Source organism: Providencia sp. TYF-12 (genome assembly GCF_041344805.1).
GTDB lineage: Bacteria > Pseudomonadota > Gammaproteobacteria > Enterobacterales > Enterobacteriaceae > Providencia > Providencia huashanensis.
Map to the genome: position 1 here is coordinate 1,958,586 of NZ_CP166833.1, position 14,582 is coordinate 1,973,167.

General features: G+C 39.2%; 12 protein-coding genes. 9 read left to right on the plus strand and 3 right to left on the minus strand.

Annotation, left to right across the window (positions count from 1 at the left end):
- The first annotated feature begins 235 nt into the window (after positions 1 to 235).
- The 4 genes from ABE954_RS08740 to ABE954_RS08755 all read left to right on the plus strand — a co-directional run bounded on the left by ABE954_RS08740 (position 236) and on the right by ABE954_RS08755 (position 4,730).
- Positions 236 to 1,471, plus strand: coding sequence for a M24 family metallopeptidase (locus ABE954_RS08740; protein ID WP_042844467.1), 1,236 nt, complete (start codon positions 236 to 238; stop codon positions 1,469 to 1,471).
- Between the two features lie 19 nt (positions 1,472 to 1,490).
- Complete coding sequence (locus tag ABE954_RS08745) at positions 1,491 to 1,688, plus strand: DUF3311 domain-containing protein (protein WP_048607520.1); 198 nt, start codon at positions 1,491 to 1,493, stop codon at positions 1,686 to 1,688.
- Entirely contained in the window at positions 1,685 to 3,130 is a 1,446-nt protein-coding gene (locus tag ABE954_RS08750; protein ID WP_042844462.1) for a sodium:solute symporter, read from the plus strand. The genes ABE954_RS08745 and ABE954_RS08750 overlap by 4 nt, the downstream gene beginning before the upstream one ends.
- 241 nt (positions 3,131 to 3,371) lie before the next feature.
- Complete coding sequence (locus tag ABE954_RS08755) at positions 3,372 to 4,730, plus strand: hypothetical protein (RefSeq protein WP_166686857.1); 1,359 nt, start codon at positions 3,372 to 3,374, stop codon at positions 4,728 to 4,730.
- A gap of 221 nt (positions 4,731 to 4,951) precedes the next feature.
- On the opposite strand, the gene pta is transcribed toward ABE954_RS08755, so the two are convergent.
- Both pta and ackA read right to left on the minus strand, forming a co-directional pair.
- Positions 4,952 to 7,096 carry a phosphate acetyltransferase gene (gene pta, locus ABE954_RS08760; protein ID WP_048607517.1) on the minus strand — a complete coding sequence of 715 codons (2,145 nt, stop codon included), beginning with the start codon at positions 7,094 to 7,096 and terminating at the stop codon, positions 4,952 to 4,954.
- Between the two features lie 72 nt (positions 7,097 to 7,168).
- On the minus strand, positions 7,169 to 8,371 hold the full coding sequence (gene ackA, locus ABE954_RS08765) for an acetate kinase (protein WP_042844458.1): 1,203 nt from the start codon (positions 8,369 to 8,371) through the stop codon (positions 7,169 to 7,171).
- 595 nt (positions 8,372 to 8,966) lie between these two features.
- Between ackA and yfbV the strand changes: the two genes are divergently transcribed.
- The 5 genes from yfbV to ABE954_RS08790 all read left to right on the plus strand — a co-directional run bounded on the left by yfbV (position 8,967) and on the right by ABE954_RS08790 (position 13,576).
- A complete protein-coding gene (gene yfbV, locus ABE954_RS08770; protein WP_042844455.1) occupies positions 8,967 to 9,422 on the plus strand; it encodes a terminus macrodomain insulation protein YfbV in 456 nt (151 codons plus the stop codon).
- 139 nt (positions 9,423 to 9,561) lie between these two features.
- On the plus strand, positions 9,562 to 10,056 hold the full coding sequence (locus ABE954_RS08775) for a YfbU family protein (RefSeq protein WP_042845353.1): 495 nt from the start codon (positions 9,562 to 9,564) through the stop codon (positions 10,054 to 10,056).
- 352 nt (positions 10,057 to 10,408) lie between these two features.
- Positions 10,409 to 11,083, plus strand: coding sequence for a sugar phosphatase (locus ABE954_RS08780; protein ID WP_042844454.1), 675 nt, complete (start codon positions 10,409 to 10,411; stop codon positions 11,081 to 11,083).
- A gap of 88 nt (positions 11,084 to 11,171) precedes the next feature.
- Positions 11,172 to 13,001, plus strand: a complete 1,830-nt coding sequence (locus ABE954_RS08785) for an SLC13 family permease (protein ID WP_048607515.1) — start codon at positions 11,172 to 11,174, stop codon at positions 12,999 to 13,001.
- Between the two features lie 155 nt (positions 13,002 to 13,156).
- Positions 13,157 to 13,576 (plus strand): hypothetical protein, encoded by a 420-nt coding sequence (locus tag ABE954_RS08790; RefSeq protein WP_048607514.1) that lies wholly within the window; start codon positions 13,157 to 13,159, stop codon positions 13,574 to 13,576.
- Between the two features lie 95 nt (positions 13,577 to 13,671).
- Here the strand turns inward: ABE954_RS08790 and yfbR are convergent, their stop codons facing one another.
- Complete coding sequence (gene yfbR / locus ABE954_RS08795; RefSeq protein ID WP_042844450.1) at positions 13,672 to 14,253, minus strand: 5'-deoxynucleotidase; 582 nt, start codon at positions 14,251 to 14,253, stop codon at positions 13,672 to 13,674.
- Positions 14,254 to 14,582: the final 329 nt, after the last annotated feature.

The window sequence follows — 14,582 nt, forward strand, 5'->3', positions numbered from 1 at the left end:
AAGTTTTAAATTTTAAAAGGGCTATTTTATTTAGCTCTTTTAATTATTTCTATCATATTCAAATCGTTAGCAAGGTATATTTCTGACTAGTATATAATTATTAGTTATATAAAACTTGCACGTTACACGATGTATTCATTTCAACTCTAGATATAATATGATTGAGCTTCGCATTTATCGCTTGCGATATTATGTAATTGCTTGATGTATAAAATAACGCTTCGAGAGAATAAAAATGACAATTCATAAAGCAGACCTCCTTTTGAAACACCAACACCTTGAGAATGTAACAAACAAAGCACGTGAAATTATGGAGCGTGAAGGTATTGAAGCTTTAATTGCAACGGTAGGGGATAATTTTTATCACTTAACCGGTTTTGCCAGCTTCTTTATGTATACCTTTAGGCAGACTGGCTCTGCAATTGCTGTTATTTTTCGTGACCCTTCAATTGAATCTTTGGTGATCATGAATGAATTTGAAGCCGCAAATTTATCGCTTCAAATGCCAAATGCTAAAATTAAAACATTCCCAATATGGGTCGATGTTGACGATCCTTATAATCCTGATAACGGTAAAGTGGTAAAAGCACGGCCGATAAATAGCCCGATAGAAACCATTTTTACGCTCTTAAAAGAGGCGTTATCTGAAGCTGATGTTTATGGTAAACCGGTTGCGATTGAACTAAACCAAATAACCCATATGGGAAAAACATGGTTAGATAAAGTTATCCCAAGCTTAAACTTAGTAGATTCATCCGCTTTATTTAATGAGTTGCGGATGATTAAAAGTGAGTGGGAAATTGCTCACCTAAGAAAATCTGCACAAATTACAGAGGCGGGGATTGCAGCAGCAAGCCAATTAATTAAAGTGGGATGCACCTCTGCGCAATTGACTGCGGCATTTAAAGCTAAAGTGATGGAATATCCAGAGACTAATTATAGTCGTTTTCACCTTATTTCAGTTGGCAGCGATTTCTCCCCGAAAATGTTACCCGATGACGTGCCAGCCAAAGAGGGTGATCTCATTAAATTTGATTGCGGGGTAGATGTTGCAGGCTATGGTGCTGACATAGCACGCACATTTGTCGTCGGTAAGCCGGATGAAAAAGTGAGCCGTATTTATCAAACTATTTTAAAAGGTCATCAATATATGCTAAGTCGCATAGCACCCGGCGTGGCATTAAGTGACGTTTTTAATGAGACGATGGCACTAATCCGTTCTTCAGGGTTACCGTATTATAACCGTGGGCACCTAGGTCATGGTGATGGGGTATTCGTTGGGTTAGAAGAAGCCCCTTTTGTGAGTGCAGCAACGACAGAAGTCTTTCGTGCTGGCATGGTAATGAGTTTAGAAACACCATATTACGGGATTGGTGTTGGCGGTATTATGATTGAGGATATGCTGCTAATTACTGAAGATGGTGTTGAGATGTTAAGCCATTTGCCTCGCGAATTGGTTTCATTAGGGTAAATGGAATAAGGAATTTTCTATGAAATGGTACCATTATTTAGTGATTTTCCCGATCCTAGCATTAACGGTGGGCATTTATTATGCTAACCAAGTAGAACCTTTTGTGATGGGGCTACCCTTTTTAATGTTTTGGATTGTTGTATGGGTGATTATTACCGCCTTAGTGATGTTACTGATAAATGTATTAGATAATAAAAATACTAAGGAAACATCATGAGCTCTGCGTTAATTATTATTACCATTTTTTTCCTTTTTAGTATCTATCTTGCTATTCGGGCTAAAAAAGGGAAAACGATGGATCACGAAGGTTGGTCTGTCGGTGGGCGTAGTTATGGCGCTCTATTGGTTTTTTTACTGAGTGCAGGGGAAATCTACACAACATTTACTTTCCTTGGTGGGAGTGGTTGGGCATATGGCAAAGGCCCTGCTATTTTATACACATTAGCCGTCAATGCATTTATGGGGATCTTTTTATATTGGGTACACCCGAGAGTTTGGCGTTTTGCAAAAGATAATGATGTTAGGACAATTTCTGAATTATTTGCTAAAAAATACCAAAGTGCAGGCTTAGGGCTACTGATTAGCTTAATTTCTATTGCTGCAATGGTGCCTTTATTCGTTTTACAACTTAAAGGATTAGGCATTATAGTTTCTCAAGCATCTTATGGTGCTATCCCCGCAGATATGGCGATTTGGATTGGTATTATTGCTGTCACCTTATTTGTAATGATTTCAGGTATTCATGGCTCAGCTTGGACATCGGCACTTAAAGATTTAATGATCTTAATTGTAGTTGTGTTTATTGGTATTTATATTCCATTACATTACTACGGTAGTTTTGGTGAGATGTTTAAAGCCATTGATACTGCAATGCCAAGCTTCTTAACTTTCTCAGATACAGGGCTCAATATTCCTTGGTATATTTCGACGGTATTTCTGTCAGTGGTTGCTTATTTTTGCTGGCCTCATTATATGGCGGCGGTATTTACTGCAAAAGATGAAAAATCTCTGAAGCGAAATAGTATTTTAATTCCAGCGTACAGTTTGATTATGTTATTTGCTTTTTTTGTGGGTTACGCATCAATTCTACAAATTCCGCATCTTGAAGGAGCCGCTGTAGATTTATCCCTGTTTGAAATATCGAAAGAAACGTTTTCACCTGTTGTCGTTGGGTTTATTGGCGCAGCAGGGATGTTGACCGCTTTAGTGCCGGGCTCAATGTTGTTACTCACAACGTCTAACATGCTTGCAGGTGTGGTGCAAAAAGCACTAGGGGTGAGTGAGGAAAAACAACAATCAGGGATGTATGCACGTTTTATGGTGCCACTTGTTGCATTAGTGAGTCTGTATTTTATATTCCACAGTAATGACACGCTGGTCGCAATCATGCTATTAGGGGTTAATATTGTGGCACAGTTCTTCCCTGCGCTGCTGATGAGCTTTAAACAACATAATCCAATGACCCCTGCGGGTGCAATTTGTGGGATTATGGCAGGGGTATTATTCCTTGCAGTGACGTATATTGAAAAAATTTCGTTAGCTCAATTGTTCCCATGGTTAGGGGAAGGCTTAAGCTATATGAATATTGGTATTGCTGCATTTATTCTGAATATTATTATTGCGTGTGCTGTGTCGGTATTTACGCGTAAAAAATTATAATTATTTTAATTGCTACAATTAAATGCCAGTTAAATAATTAACTGGCATTTAACATCTAAATTATTAATTGAGTTTTAATTTAAGTTTGGCATCAGTTTTAAACCTATTTTAAATAATGGTGCGATATTAAATTTGATGGTTTTATTTTGTTGTATAAACAAGGCTTAGCTTTATTATTAATTATGTCATCTGACAGTTTCTTATTTCCTTAATAGTAAACATTAATATGGAAGATATAATTATGCCAAATAATAAATCAGTTGAGTTATTAAAGAATCAGAAAGGAAAAGATAAGTGCCCACCTAATAAGCTAGCTTTATACACTAATATTAATTATAACAATTCAGAACTTGGCGATATTCTTCTTATCTCTCCCAACATTCAACTTGATCAACAAGAGTTAGCATCGTATGGGTTTGATGTTGGTCATCATGATGGGGTTTCTTGTGTTGTTAATAATATGGGTCAGTCAGCCACTCTCGTTGCTGGGCTTAATCTTGATGGGGAAATACTCAAAGTCCTTGCGATGACATCAATCCCTTCTCTTGTTGATTACGGTTGGAATGATGCGACCCGCTCAGTGGTTTCTGCTCCCGTTGAACTAGTGGAGCTTGTGATATCGTCTCAAAATCCAGCTGAATTAAAATTAGGCCAACAAGAGCACTTTGAATTTAAAATAGAAAATAAAAGCGGTGTCGATGTCCCTGATGTAACGTTGGATATTACGTCTAAGAATAGTGGTGTAGTTGAAATTATTTCCTATCCTAATACGGTTAATCTCCCTGCAGGAGCCATAACGACAGTTGAGGTATTAGTCGATGGAAAGGGGCTGGGTAATACTGAGTTAAGCGTACGAATTAATACGCCAATCGGTTTTATTAATCAAAACAATAATACTTATAGTGTGACAGCAAAAGTGAATGGCGTTGTGAATTTAACACTGATGGTTGATAGGCAAGTTACTTTACTGAGGGGGATCACAAAGCGCATACCATTAAAGATCACTAATAAAAGTGAAATACCAGTTAATGGTGCTGTCATTGAAGCTGAATCAGAGAATGAATTACTTATGAGAGTGAGTGACATTGACCCGATAGTCAATATTGATGCAAATGATTCGACAGTGATTGATATCCCACTCAATACAAGTGTATCACGAGTGGGAAGCACAAGGTTAATTTGCAGTATAACGCCTCCTGCCGGCTATGAAAATGAAGGCGACCATAATGTTAGTTCTAATATCATAGTCACTGCAGAAAAAGATTTAGAGGTCTTACAGAAATATCAGGCAAGTTGGGCTGGGGAAGGTGGTTATCTTTATAGTTATATGCTGACATTAATATCAGAAAATACACGGGTCACTTTATGGGAGTTATCCTTCCAATTACCTGCTGGAGCGAAAGTCTCCGAAAATTGGTATGAAAGCCAGAAAAATTGGTTAAATAAGAGGGAGTCTGGTGGGAATGTGATACTGAGTAATACTAGTGGGCATACAATTGACCCTGGTGTTGAACTCCCATTACAAATTCAGTTAGTTTATCCTAACCAAGCTGAAGCCTATGAATATATTTACAGCCTTCATCTTCGACAAATCAGATAAGGTGTTTCTCATTCAGTTGATACATGAGTATTGAGTGAGGGAATTTTCATTTGGTTGCTGTTTGTTATCTTGGTGAAAAACGGAATGTGTTGCACACATGTCATTATCAAGAATATATTTGCAAGCCGTATTGCGCTGCTATTAGAGATTAAATTTTTTTATAAAAAAGCCAGTCAGTTGAAAGTAACCTGACTGGCTTTTTAACATCAATTATTTATTGATTAGGCATTTTCGTTTTGTACTGCTTGGATAGCAGTTAACGCAACGGTATAAACGATATCATCAACTAATGCACCACGAGACAAGTCATTGACTGGTTTACGCATACCTTGCAGCATTGGACCAATAGAGACTAAGTCAGCAGAACGTTGTACGGCTTTATACGTGGTATTACCGGTATTTAAGTCTGGGAAGATAAATACGGTCGCTTTACCTGCAACTGGTGAATTAGGCGCTTTGGATTTAGCAACATCAGCCATTACTGCGGCATCGTACTGCAATGGGCCATCAATCATCAAGTCTGGACGTTTTTCTTGTGCTAAACGTGTTGCTTCACGTACTTTCTCAACATCACTACCAGCACCTGAATCACCTGTAGAGTAAGAAATCATCGCAACGCGTGGGTCAATACCGAACGCTTTTGCAGAATCAGCAGATTGAATAGCGATTTCTGATAATTGCTCTGCAGTTGGGTCTGGGTTGATAGCACAGTCACCATAAACAAATACTTGTTCAGGTAATAGCATAAAGAAGACGGAAGAAACTAATGAACTGCCCGGTGCTGTTTTAATTAATTGCAGCGGTGGACGGATAGTGTTGGCAGTGGTATGGACCGCGCCTGAAACGAGGCCATCAACTTCACCTTTTTCAAGCATCAGTGTCCCTAGGACGACATTATCTTCGAGTTGTTCACGAGCAACAACTTCAGTCATACCCTTGTTCTTACGTAGCTCAACCAAACGAGCGACATATTCTTCACGTACTTTGACAGGGTCAACAATTTCAATTCCTGTACCTAGCTCAATACCCTGCGCTGCAGCAACACGACGAATATCATCAGGGTTACCTAATAAAATACATGTTGCGATCCCGCGCTCTGCACAGATAGAAGCCGCTTTGACTGTACGTGGCTCATCACCTTCAGGAAGAACGATTCGTTTACCTGCTTTGCGCGCTAATTCCGTTAATTGGTAGCGGAATGCAGGTGGTGATAAGCGATTAGGGCGCTCAGAATCTGCAACCAGTGATTCAATCCAATCACTGCTAATATGACGAGCAACGTAGTTTTGAATTTTTTCAATGCGTTCATGGTCATCTGCGGGAACTTCTAAGCTAAAACTTTGCAGATTCAAGGATGTTTGCCATGTGTTGCTTTTTACCATGAAAACCGGAAGGCCCGTCTCAAACGCTTGTTCACACAGTTGACGGATTGGTGCATCGATATTGTAACCACCAGTGAGTAGTACAGCACCAATTTCAACACCATTCATCGCGGCAAGCGAAGCAGATACCAGTACATCAGGACGGTCTGCTGAGGTCACTAATAAAGAGCCTGGGCGGAAGTGCTCAAGCATGTGCGGGATACTGCGCGCACAGAACGTGACTGATTTAACGCGACGAGTTTTAATTTCACCTTCGTTAACAATTTCAGCGCCTAAGTGTTTTGCCATATCAATTGCACGAGTGGCAATTAAATCAAAATTCCATGGAATTGAAGCGAGCACAGGTAAATTTAATGACGCTAACTGTTTCGTATCAAGATTAGCAACAGTTGCTTTGGTGGAGTCATCAAAAATTTCAGACAAATCAGGACGCGTGCGACCTTGCTCATCAACAGGTGCATTTACCTTGTTAATGATAACACCGATAATGTTTTTATTACGTTGACCACCAAACTCATTACGGACAAGTTCTAAACGCTCTTGCATTTGTGTAATGTTACTATTACCAGTAGCAGTAACGAAAACAATTTCAGCACCCAATGTTTTGGCAATTTCATAGTTTAATGATTGAGCAAATGAGTGCTTACGGGTAGGAACAAGACCTTCAATAAGAATAACTTCTGCATTTTTTGTGTGCTCATGATAACGAGCAACAATTTCTTCCATTAAGACGTCTTTTTTCGACGAGGTTAGCAGCGATTCAACGTATTCCATGTTTAATGGTTCAACAATGGTAGTAATACTTGAATGCGAACGAAGTACTTCGGTAGTTTGGTCTTTATTGCCAGAGACGCGTGGCTGTGCGATAGGTTTGAAAACGCTTAATTGAACACCTTTTTGTTCCATTGAGCGAACGACACCTAGGCTAACGCTAGTTAAGCCAACGCTGGTGCCAGTAGGTATTAACATAATTGTACGGGACACGGGAACCTCTTTATTTCGGTTACTCTAATGACAAAACGATACCGCCAGCAGGTTGCTGGCGGTAGAAGTTGCTTATGCGGTTAAACGCGCAGTATCTTGGGCAATAACCAATTCTTCATTGGTTGCGATAACCAGCGCTGGGCGGCTTTGATCGGTAGTGATTAAACCTTCTTTACCGAAGCGTGCCGCTAAGTTGCGTTCGTGGTCATATTCGAAACCAAGGATTGCCAGTTTCTTCAAGGTGATTTCACGAACTTGTGCTGAGTTTTCACCAATACCACCTGTGAAGATGATAGCATCAAGGCGGCCTTCCATCAGTGCACTATATGCACCCACGTATTTCGCTAAACGATGGCAGAAAACATCCATTGCGCGAGTTGCGTCTTCTTGAGTGCCATAGTTGTCTTCAACATAACGGCAGTCGCTGGTCACGCCTGTTAAGCCAAGTAAACCTGATTCTTTAGTCAGCATTTTATTGATTTGTTCAACGCTCATACCTAAAGAATCATGTAAATGGAAAATGATTGCAGGGTCGATATCACCACTACGTGTTCCCATTACCAGACCTTCTAATGGCGTTAAGCCCATGGAGGTATCAACACATTTACCGTTAACAATCGCAGTCACAGAACCACCGTTGCCTAAGTGGCAAGTGATAACATTGAGCTCATCAACAGGCTTATTCAGTTTTTTTGCAGCTTCACGGGAAACATAGTAATGGCTTGTACCGTGCGCGCCATAACGGCGGATACTATGCTCTGAATAGAGTTCGTATGGCAATGCATACAGATAGGATTCTTGCGGCATGGTCTGGTGGAATGCGGTGTCAAAGACAGCAACATTTTTATTGACCAAGTGCGGGAATGATTTTCTTGCTTCTTCAATACCAATAAGGTGAGCAGGGTTGTGCAGTGGTGCGAATGGGATAGCCGCTTCAATACCGGCAATAACGTCATCAGTAATTAAAACCGAAGACGTGAATTTTTCACCACCGTGAACAATACGGTGACCGATAGAAGTGATCTGCTCTGACAACTCTGGTTTTTCAGCAAGAATGGTGTTAACAATGAAATCCAATGCTTCGCTATGCGCCGCACCAGCACCTAAAGGAGCTTCCTTTTTAGCACCGTCCATTTTCCACTTAATACGAGCTTCAGGGAGGTTGAAGCACTCCGCTAAACCGGATAAAAATTCATCTCCATTAGTCGGATCGATGATGGCGAATTTCAGTGAGGAGCTACCGCAGTTTAAAACCAGTACCAGCTTACTTGACATGGAAATACCTATCGTTAATTGTTGTTGTGAAGCCTTTTGAAAAAAATGAAAAGACTCAGATTAAAAATATATTGCTAGAGCCTAGCGTATTTATGACCTGAAACATCATGATTGATATCATGTTAAAGGCGAAAAAGTTAAAGATCGTGAGACCTTTAGGGGTTGATAAAGCAGGCGCTATCCTTTTTTGCAAAGGCATATAAAAGTAAACCTCTGCACCTAGTGTTGAAATAACGACCAAAAACCCCAATATATATAACTGTTGTCTATCTTCAGTTTCGAAGATGGATAAAGTTACAAAGTAACAAATGCAACAGCAATTCTAAATGTGGCAGATTCTACTAAAATTATTTTATATTTTATACGTTTTTTTTAAAAATAGAGACTTTGATTGATTAAAATCATAAGTGACGTATAAAGTGGTGTTATAGCACAGGGTTACATTGCTATTAGAATAGCTGATATTTAGTAAAGTGACTTAACTTAAGGTAAATGTAATGAAATAATTTCGTTATCTTAAATGTGCTATCATTTTACCATGGTGCAATCTACAAATTATTGCCTCAGTTTTTCAGAAGTCGATAGGAAACGTTTCATGAGTACATTACAAAGTACACCGCCCGGTTTTTTTAAACGCTTTAGATTAGGTAACCGCTATCTGAAGACCTTTCCTATGGAGAAAAAACTGTCGCCAATTTTCCCCGAAATTCGTATCAACAAAGCAGTTCGCTTTGGTATTCGTTTTATGCCGCCCATTGCAATTTTTACATTAGCATGGCAAATCGCGTTAGGTGGGCAATTGGGACCCGCCATTGCTACGGCTCTTTTTGCCTGTAGTTTGCCAATGCAAGGCCTATGGTGGTTAGGTAAACGTGCTGCGACGCCTCTACCATCTAGCTTGCTGAGCTGGTTTCATGAGATCCGTGATAAATTTACTGAAGCAGGAATTGCCATGGCACCGATTGAGCAGCAACCTGATTATATGGCGTTAGCTGACTTGCTAAAGCGCGCATTTAACCAATTAGATCGTTCCTTTATGGAAGATATTTAAGAGATAATTTCTATTAAAAGGTAGATTTAACAATAAGTAATGTAAAAAGGGTGTTTAGATCAATAAAAGTTGTGTTTTCACTGTCTATGATTAATGTTGAATGCGAAGATAAGCCATACTTTTTAGTGGGAGAACCATGATGGAAATGACTAACGCACAACGCTTGATCTTATCGAATCAATATAAAATGATGACCATGCTTGACCCTGATAATGCAGAACGTTATCGTCGTCTACAAACCATTATTGAACGTGGTTATGGGTTACAAATGCGTGAGTTAGACAGAGACTTCGGCCATTTAAGTGAAGATACCTGCCGTACTGTTATTGATATCATGGAAATGTACCATGCACTGCAAGTTTCTTATAGCAACATGGCTAACAAGGAAGAGATTGATGGCCGCCGTGTGCAGTTTTTGGGCTTTGATGCCGCAACAGAAGCACGTTATTTGAGCTACGTCCGCTTTATGGTAAATACAGAAGGGCGTTATACCCACTTCGACAGCGGGACGCATGGGTTTAACTCACAAACGCCAATGTGGGATAAATATGTACGGATGTTAGCGATTTGGCATGCTTGTCCACGCCAGTATCATCTTTCAGCGGTAGAGATTTCCCAGATCTTCAATGCTTAGTGCTCGTCGTATTTTGCGCTGTAGCGTTGTTGACTGCGTTCGGCTACTCGTCTCTGGTCGCTTAGCTACAGCACAAACTTCTTAGAGTAAATTTGTTCGTCATACTTCTACTTGGCGTCAAGGCGAATAATTTAGAGCAAATGAAATTAATAAGTATAAAAATTTCAAACTCAAACTCAAACTCAAACTCAAACTTAAATTAACATTTCTTTTCTGTTTTAACTCTCCAGTGCACTCAAATCTAAGTCATTAACGCAAATCTTGATTATTTTTGTTATTGAGGTTGCGCATTGGCGTCTATTTAGCGTTAACTAAGAGATAGAATCGATTCAAGAACAAGAAAGGGGTAGACGTGAAATTAAAGGCAAAAGGGTTTCTATTTGATTTAGATGGCACATTAGCAGATTCGCTCGCAGTGGTTGAGCGTTGTTGGTGTAAGTTTGGTGAGCGTATCGGTAAAAGTGCTGAGGAAATTATTAGCTATATTCATGGGAAGCCAGCATTAACCAGTTTACGTCATTTTTTACCCGATGCGACTGAAGAAGAGGTCATGGATTATTTCCGCTGGTTAGAGAAAATGGAAAGTGAAGATATGGAAGGAGTGGTTGCCTTGCCGGGGGCTGTAGCGCTATTAACGCGTTTAAATGAAATAGGTGCACCTTGGGCAATCGTGACTTCAGGAACAGTGCCAATCGCTCATGGTCGTCAGCAAGCAGCGGGTCTACCGGAACCAAAACACTGGGTAACCTTTGAAAAGGTAACTAAAGGTAAGCCAGATCCAGAGCCATTTTTATTAGGTGCAAATGTACTTTCTTTATCGCCAAAATCCTGTATTGCTTTCGAAGATGCTACGGCAGGCATTCATTCTGCACTTAGTGCTGGCTGCCAAGTCGTTGCAGTCCATGCGCCAGAAGAAATGGCCCGTCGTGATGAAATTAATGTAATCATCAATTCATTGGCACAAATTTCAGTTATGGGCCCCGACAATAATGGGGATTATGAACTTTTAGTGTCTAATTCGGATTAATGATGATCTAATCAAAGAAATTCTCCGTAAAACATGGTTAACTAAAGAAAAACTTTAGCAATGTATTTTTTCGTCGAAAGGGGATATTTTGAACGGAGAATTGCTGTGGGTATTAACCTTACTGTTGATCGCGATAGTTTTATTTACCACAAATAAAATCCGTATGGATGTGGTTGCGCTATTAGTGATTGTCGCTTTTGTTCTGAGTGATACTTTAACACTTGAGCAAGCAACGGCAGGGTTTGCTGACCCTAACGTACTATTGATTGCGGCTTTATTCGTTATAGGTGACGGTCTTGTCCGAACTGGCATCGCATATCAAATGGGGGATTGGCTTGTTCGCGTAGCAGGAAGCAGCGAAAGCAAGATGCTGGTTTTTTTAATGCTCACCGTTGCGGGGCTGGGTGCATTTATGAGTTCAACAGGGGTGGTTGCTATCTTCATTCCAGTCGTTCTCAGTGTTTCTGCCCGGATGAAAACTTCCCCAAGCCGTCTGATGATGCCACTTGGTTTTGCAGGGCTAATGAGCGGCATGATGACATTGGTTGCAACGCCTCCGAATATGGTTGTTAACAGTGAATTGGTTCGTGAGGGGATTGAAGGCTTTAAGTTTTTCTCAATTACACCTATCGGTATTCTGATTTTATTGGCGGGTATAGCCTATATGTGGGTTACACGTCGCTGGTTAGGAAGCAACGAGCCAGACAAACTCCCTGAACGCTATCAGCGTAGTTTTCGTGATTTAATTCGTGATTATAAATTGACTGGTAGAGCACGCCGCCTCGCTATTCGCAAAGGCTCGCCATTAATAGGCCATACCCTTGATGAATTACACCTACGTTCTCGCTATGAAGCAAACGTAGTGGGCATTGAGCGCTGGCGTAAATTCCGTCGTGTTATGGTCAGTGCGACAGGGGGGACGGAACTGCGCGAACGTGATGTTTTATTGGTTGATATTTCGGTCAGTGATGATGAGTTGCGGCAGTTTTGCAGTGAGCAATTACTCGAACCAATGATTTTACGTGGTGATTACTTTTCTGACCAATCCCGCGATGTGGGAATGGCTGAAGTTTCCATGAACCCTGATTCAGAACTGCTTGGTAAAACGTTAAGGGACATTAAATTTCGTACTCGTTATGGGCTTAACGTCGTCGGGATCCGTCGTGATGGTAAAGCATTGGATGGAAAGTTGGTTGATGAACCACTAAGACTTGGCGATATCTTGCTGGTAATTGGTGATTGGAAGTTAATCCGTATTTTATCCACTAAACCACGTAATTTTATTGTATTAAACCTTGCTGCGGAAGTAGAAGCAGTTGCGCCAGCGTCATCACAAGCTCCCCATGCGCTATTTTGCCTAGCCCTAATGGTGGCAATGATGGTGACTAATGAAATTCCAAACTTTATCGCTGCGCTGATTGCGTGTTTGTTAATGGGTAAATTCCGTTGTATTGATATGGAAAGTGCTTATAAGTCTATCCATTGGCCAAGTATTATTTTAATCGTAGGGATGATGCCGTTTGCTATAGCTTTACAGGAAACAGGGGGGATTGCCCTTGCGGTTGACGCGTTGATGAAAGTTGCAGGGGGGTTAGGCCCTCATGTGATGCTGTTATGTCTCTTTATCTTATGCGCTACTATTGGTTTGTTTATCTCAAATACTGCAACTGCGGTGTTAATGGCCCCTATTGCGATTGCTGCCGCACGTCAAATGGAAGTTTCACCGTTGCCATTTGCTATGGTGATTGGGATTGCGGCTTCAGCTGCCTTTATGACGCCAGTTTCATCTCCTGTTAATACATTAGTTCTTGGCCCCGGCGGATATAAATTTGCTGACTTTTTGAAAATGGGAGTGCCATTTACTATTATTGTTATGTTAATTAGTGTGGCAGTTATTCCGATACTATTTCCTTTTTAAGCTCATAGAAATTAATTTTAGCAAAAAGCTCTAATCTATATTAGAGCTTTTTGCTATTAAAATTAATGATATTTTTAATATTTAATATATTTTAAAAGAAATTTTTTTGTTGATATTCTCTGTAATTCAATACATTTCAATTATAGGTGAATAAAATGAGTCAAAATGAATCATGGGGAGATGATAAATTCAATTATGGTTATTGTGACTTTGAAAATTATTGGGGGGAGACATTGTCACATGTTGAACTAACTCACTTCGTTGCAGGTTATTTTGATGTGACTAAAAAACTTGCTACGTCAATAAAACTATATGATATTCCAGATAAATCTGAGCTAAAAAAAGTATTTACCATATTATTTGAACGAAATAAAATAGATTCATATGATTTTTGGTCAATAAAATTTGTGACGAAGAAAGGGGAAGTATATAAAACTAAAGAGCCTTTACGTTGTACTATCTCTATTGATGACTCTGAATATGTAATACTAGGTATTAATGGGGATAAAAAAACATTTTATATTGCATTTTCTACTATGATAGGTTGCAATAAAAAGCTAGTGAAGGTTGAATAACCTTTTTTATAGAATAAACTCGAATCTAATTTGCTATTATTAGATTGGTAAATCAACAGATATATAAGTAGATATAAAATACTACTACTTATATATTAATTGCTGATTTCATCTAAAGATAAAGTAAAACTGGGTACGAAGGTTTTCATAAAATATTCCATCTCTGGGCTATTTCGTTCCGCTAACATTTTCTCTAGACGCCTTTTGGCTAATTTAAACTCACTATTCCCTGCGGACAGCTCTTCTAGACATTTTAAATAGGCACATAATGTATCTGCTTGTTTTACGATAAAATGCTCTTCTTCCGATTGTAAATCTTCAATAATTAATTCTTTAAAGTCGTCTTGTAATTCTTCAGGTAGCATGTCGATAAGCTTTTGTTGCGCAAATTTCTCTATTTTTTTATATTCATGGGCTATTTGTTGATTATGATACTTGATAGGAGTAGGGAGGTCACCGGTAATGACTTCACTGGCATCATGGTACATGGCAAGTAGTGCGATTTTCTCTGCGTTTACATTACCTGCAAACTTACGGTTTTTAATGATGGCAAGTGCGTGAGCGACCATAGCAACCTGTAAACTATGCTCAGAGACATTTTCAGTACGTACATTGCGCATAAGTGGCCAGCGGTGGATCAGTTTCATTCTAGCGAGATGGGCAAAAAAGTAGCTCATAATTCCTCTTCATATTGTTTGTAGGCCATAGAAATTATATCGAAAATAGAAGTAAAGTGATATCAGTTTATTGTTTTTTTAATTAGTTATTTCTAAAATATAAAATAAATAACATTCAATTATCAATCGCAATCCGAATATCTATTTTGGAACTTTTTAATTAATATATTAATTATATTGAATTATAATATTAAAAAAATATAATGGACTTTTAAATAAGAAATAAAGGGGCAATATGAAATACTTTCCATTTATATTATTGGGGTTTTTCCTTGTGGCAATCTATTTTATTTCTATTATTTGATAATCAAAATAATACAGTCAATAAA

What these genes read in the sequence shown, in the direction of transcription:
- yfbR (WP_042844450.1), bottom strand. Translation starts at nt 14,253, where the DNA reads ATGAGCTACTTTTTTGCCCATCTCGCTAGAATGAAACTGATCCACCGC.
- ABE954_RS08790 (WP_048607514.1), top strand. Translation starts at nt 13,157, where the DNA reads ATGAGTCAAAATGAATCATGGGGAGATGATAAATTCAATTATGGTTAT.
- yfbV (WP_042844455.1), top strand. Translation starts at nt 8,967, where the DNA reads ATGAGTACATTACAAAGTACACCGCCCGGTTTTTTTAAACGCTTTAGA.
- ABE954_RS08775 (WP_042845353.1), top strand. Translation starts at nt 9,562, where the DNA reads ATGGAAATGACTAACGCACAACGCTTGATCTTATCGAATCAATATAAA.
- ABE954_RS08745 (WP_048607520.1), top strand. Translation starts at nt 1,491, where the DNA reads ATGAAATGGTACCATTATTTAGTGATTTTCCCGATCCTAGCATTAACG.
- ABE954_RS08755 (WP_166686857.1), top strand. Translation starts at nt 3,372, where the DNA reads ATGCCAAATAATAAATCAGTTGAGTTATTAAAGAATCAGAAAGGAAAA.
- ABE954_RS08740 (WP_042844467.1), top strand. Translation starts at nt 236, where the DNA reads ATGACAATTCATAAAGCAGACCTCCTTTTGAAACACCAACACCTTGAG.
- ackA (WP_042844458.1), bottom strand. Translation starts at nt 8,371, where the DNA reads ATGTCAAGTAAGCTGGTACTGGTTTTAAACTGCGGTAGCTCCTCACTG.
- ABE954_RS08750 (WP_042844462.1), top strand. Translation starts at nt 1,685, where the DNA reads ATGAGCTCTGCGTTAATTATTATTACCATTTTTTTCCTTTTTAGTATC.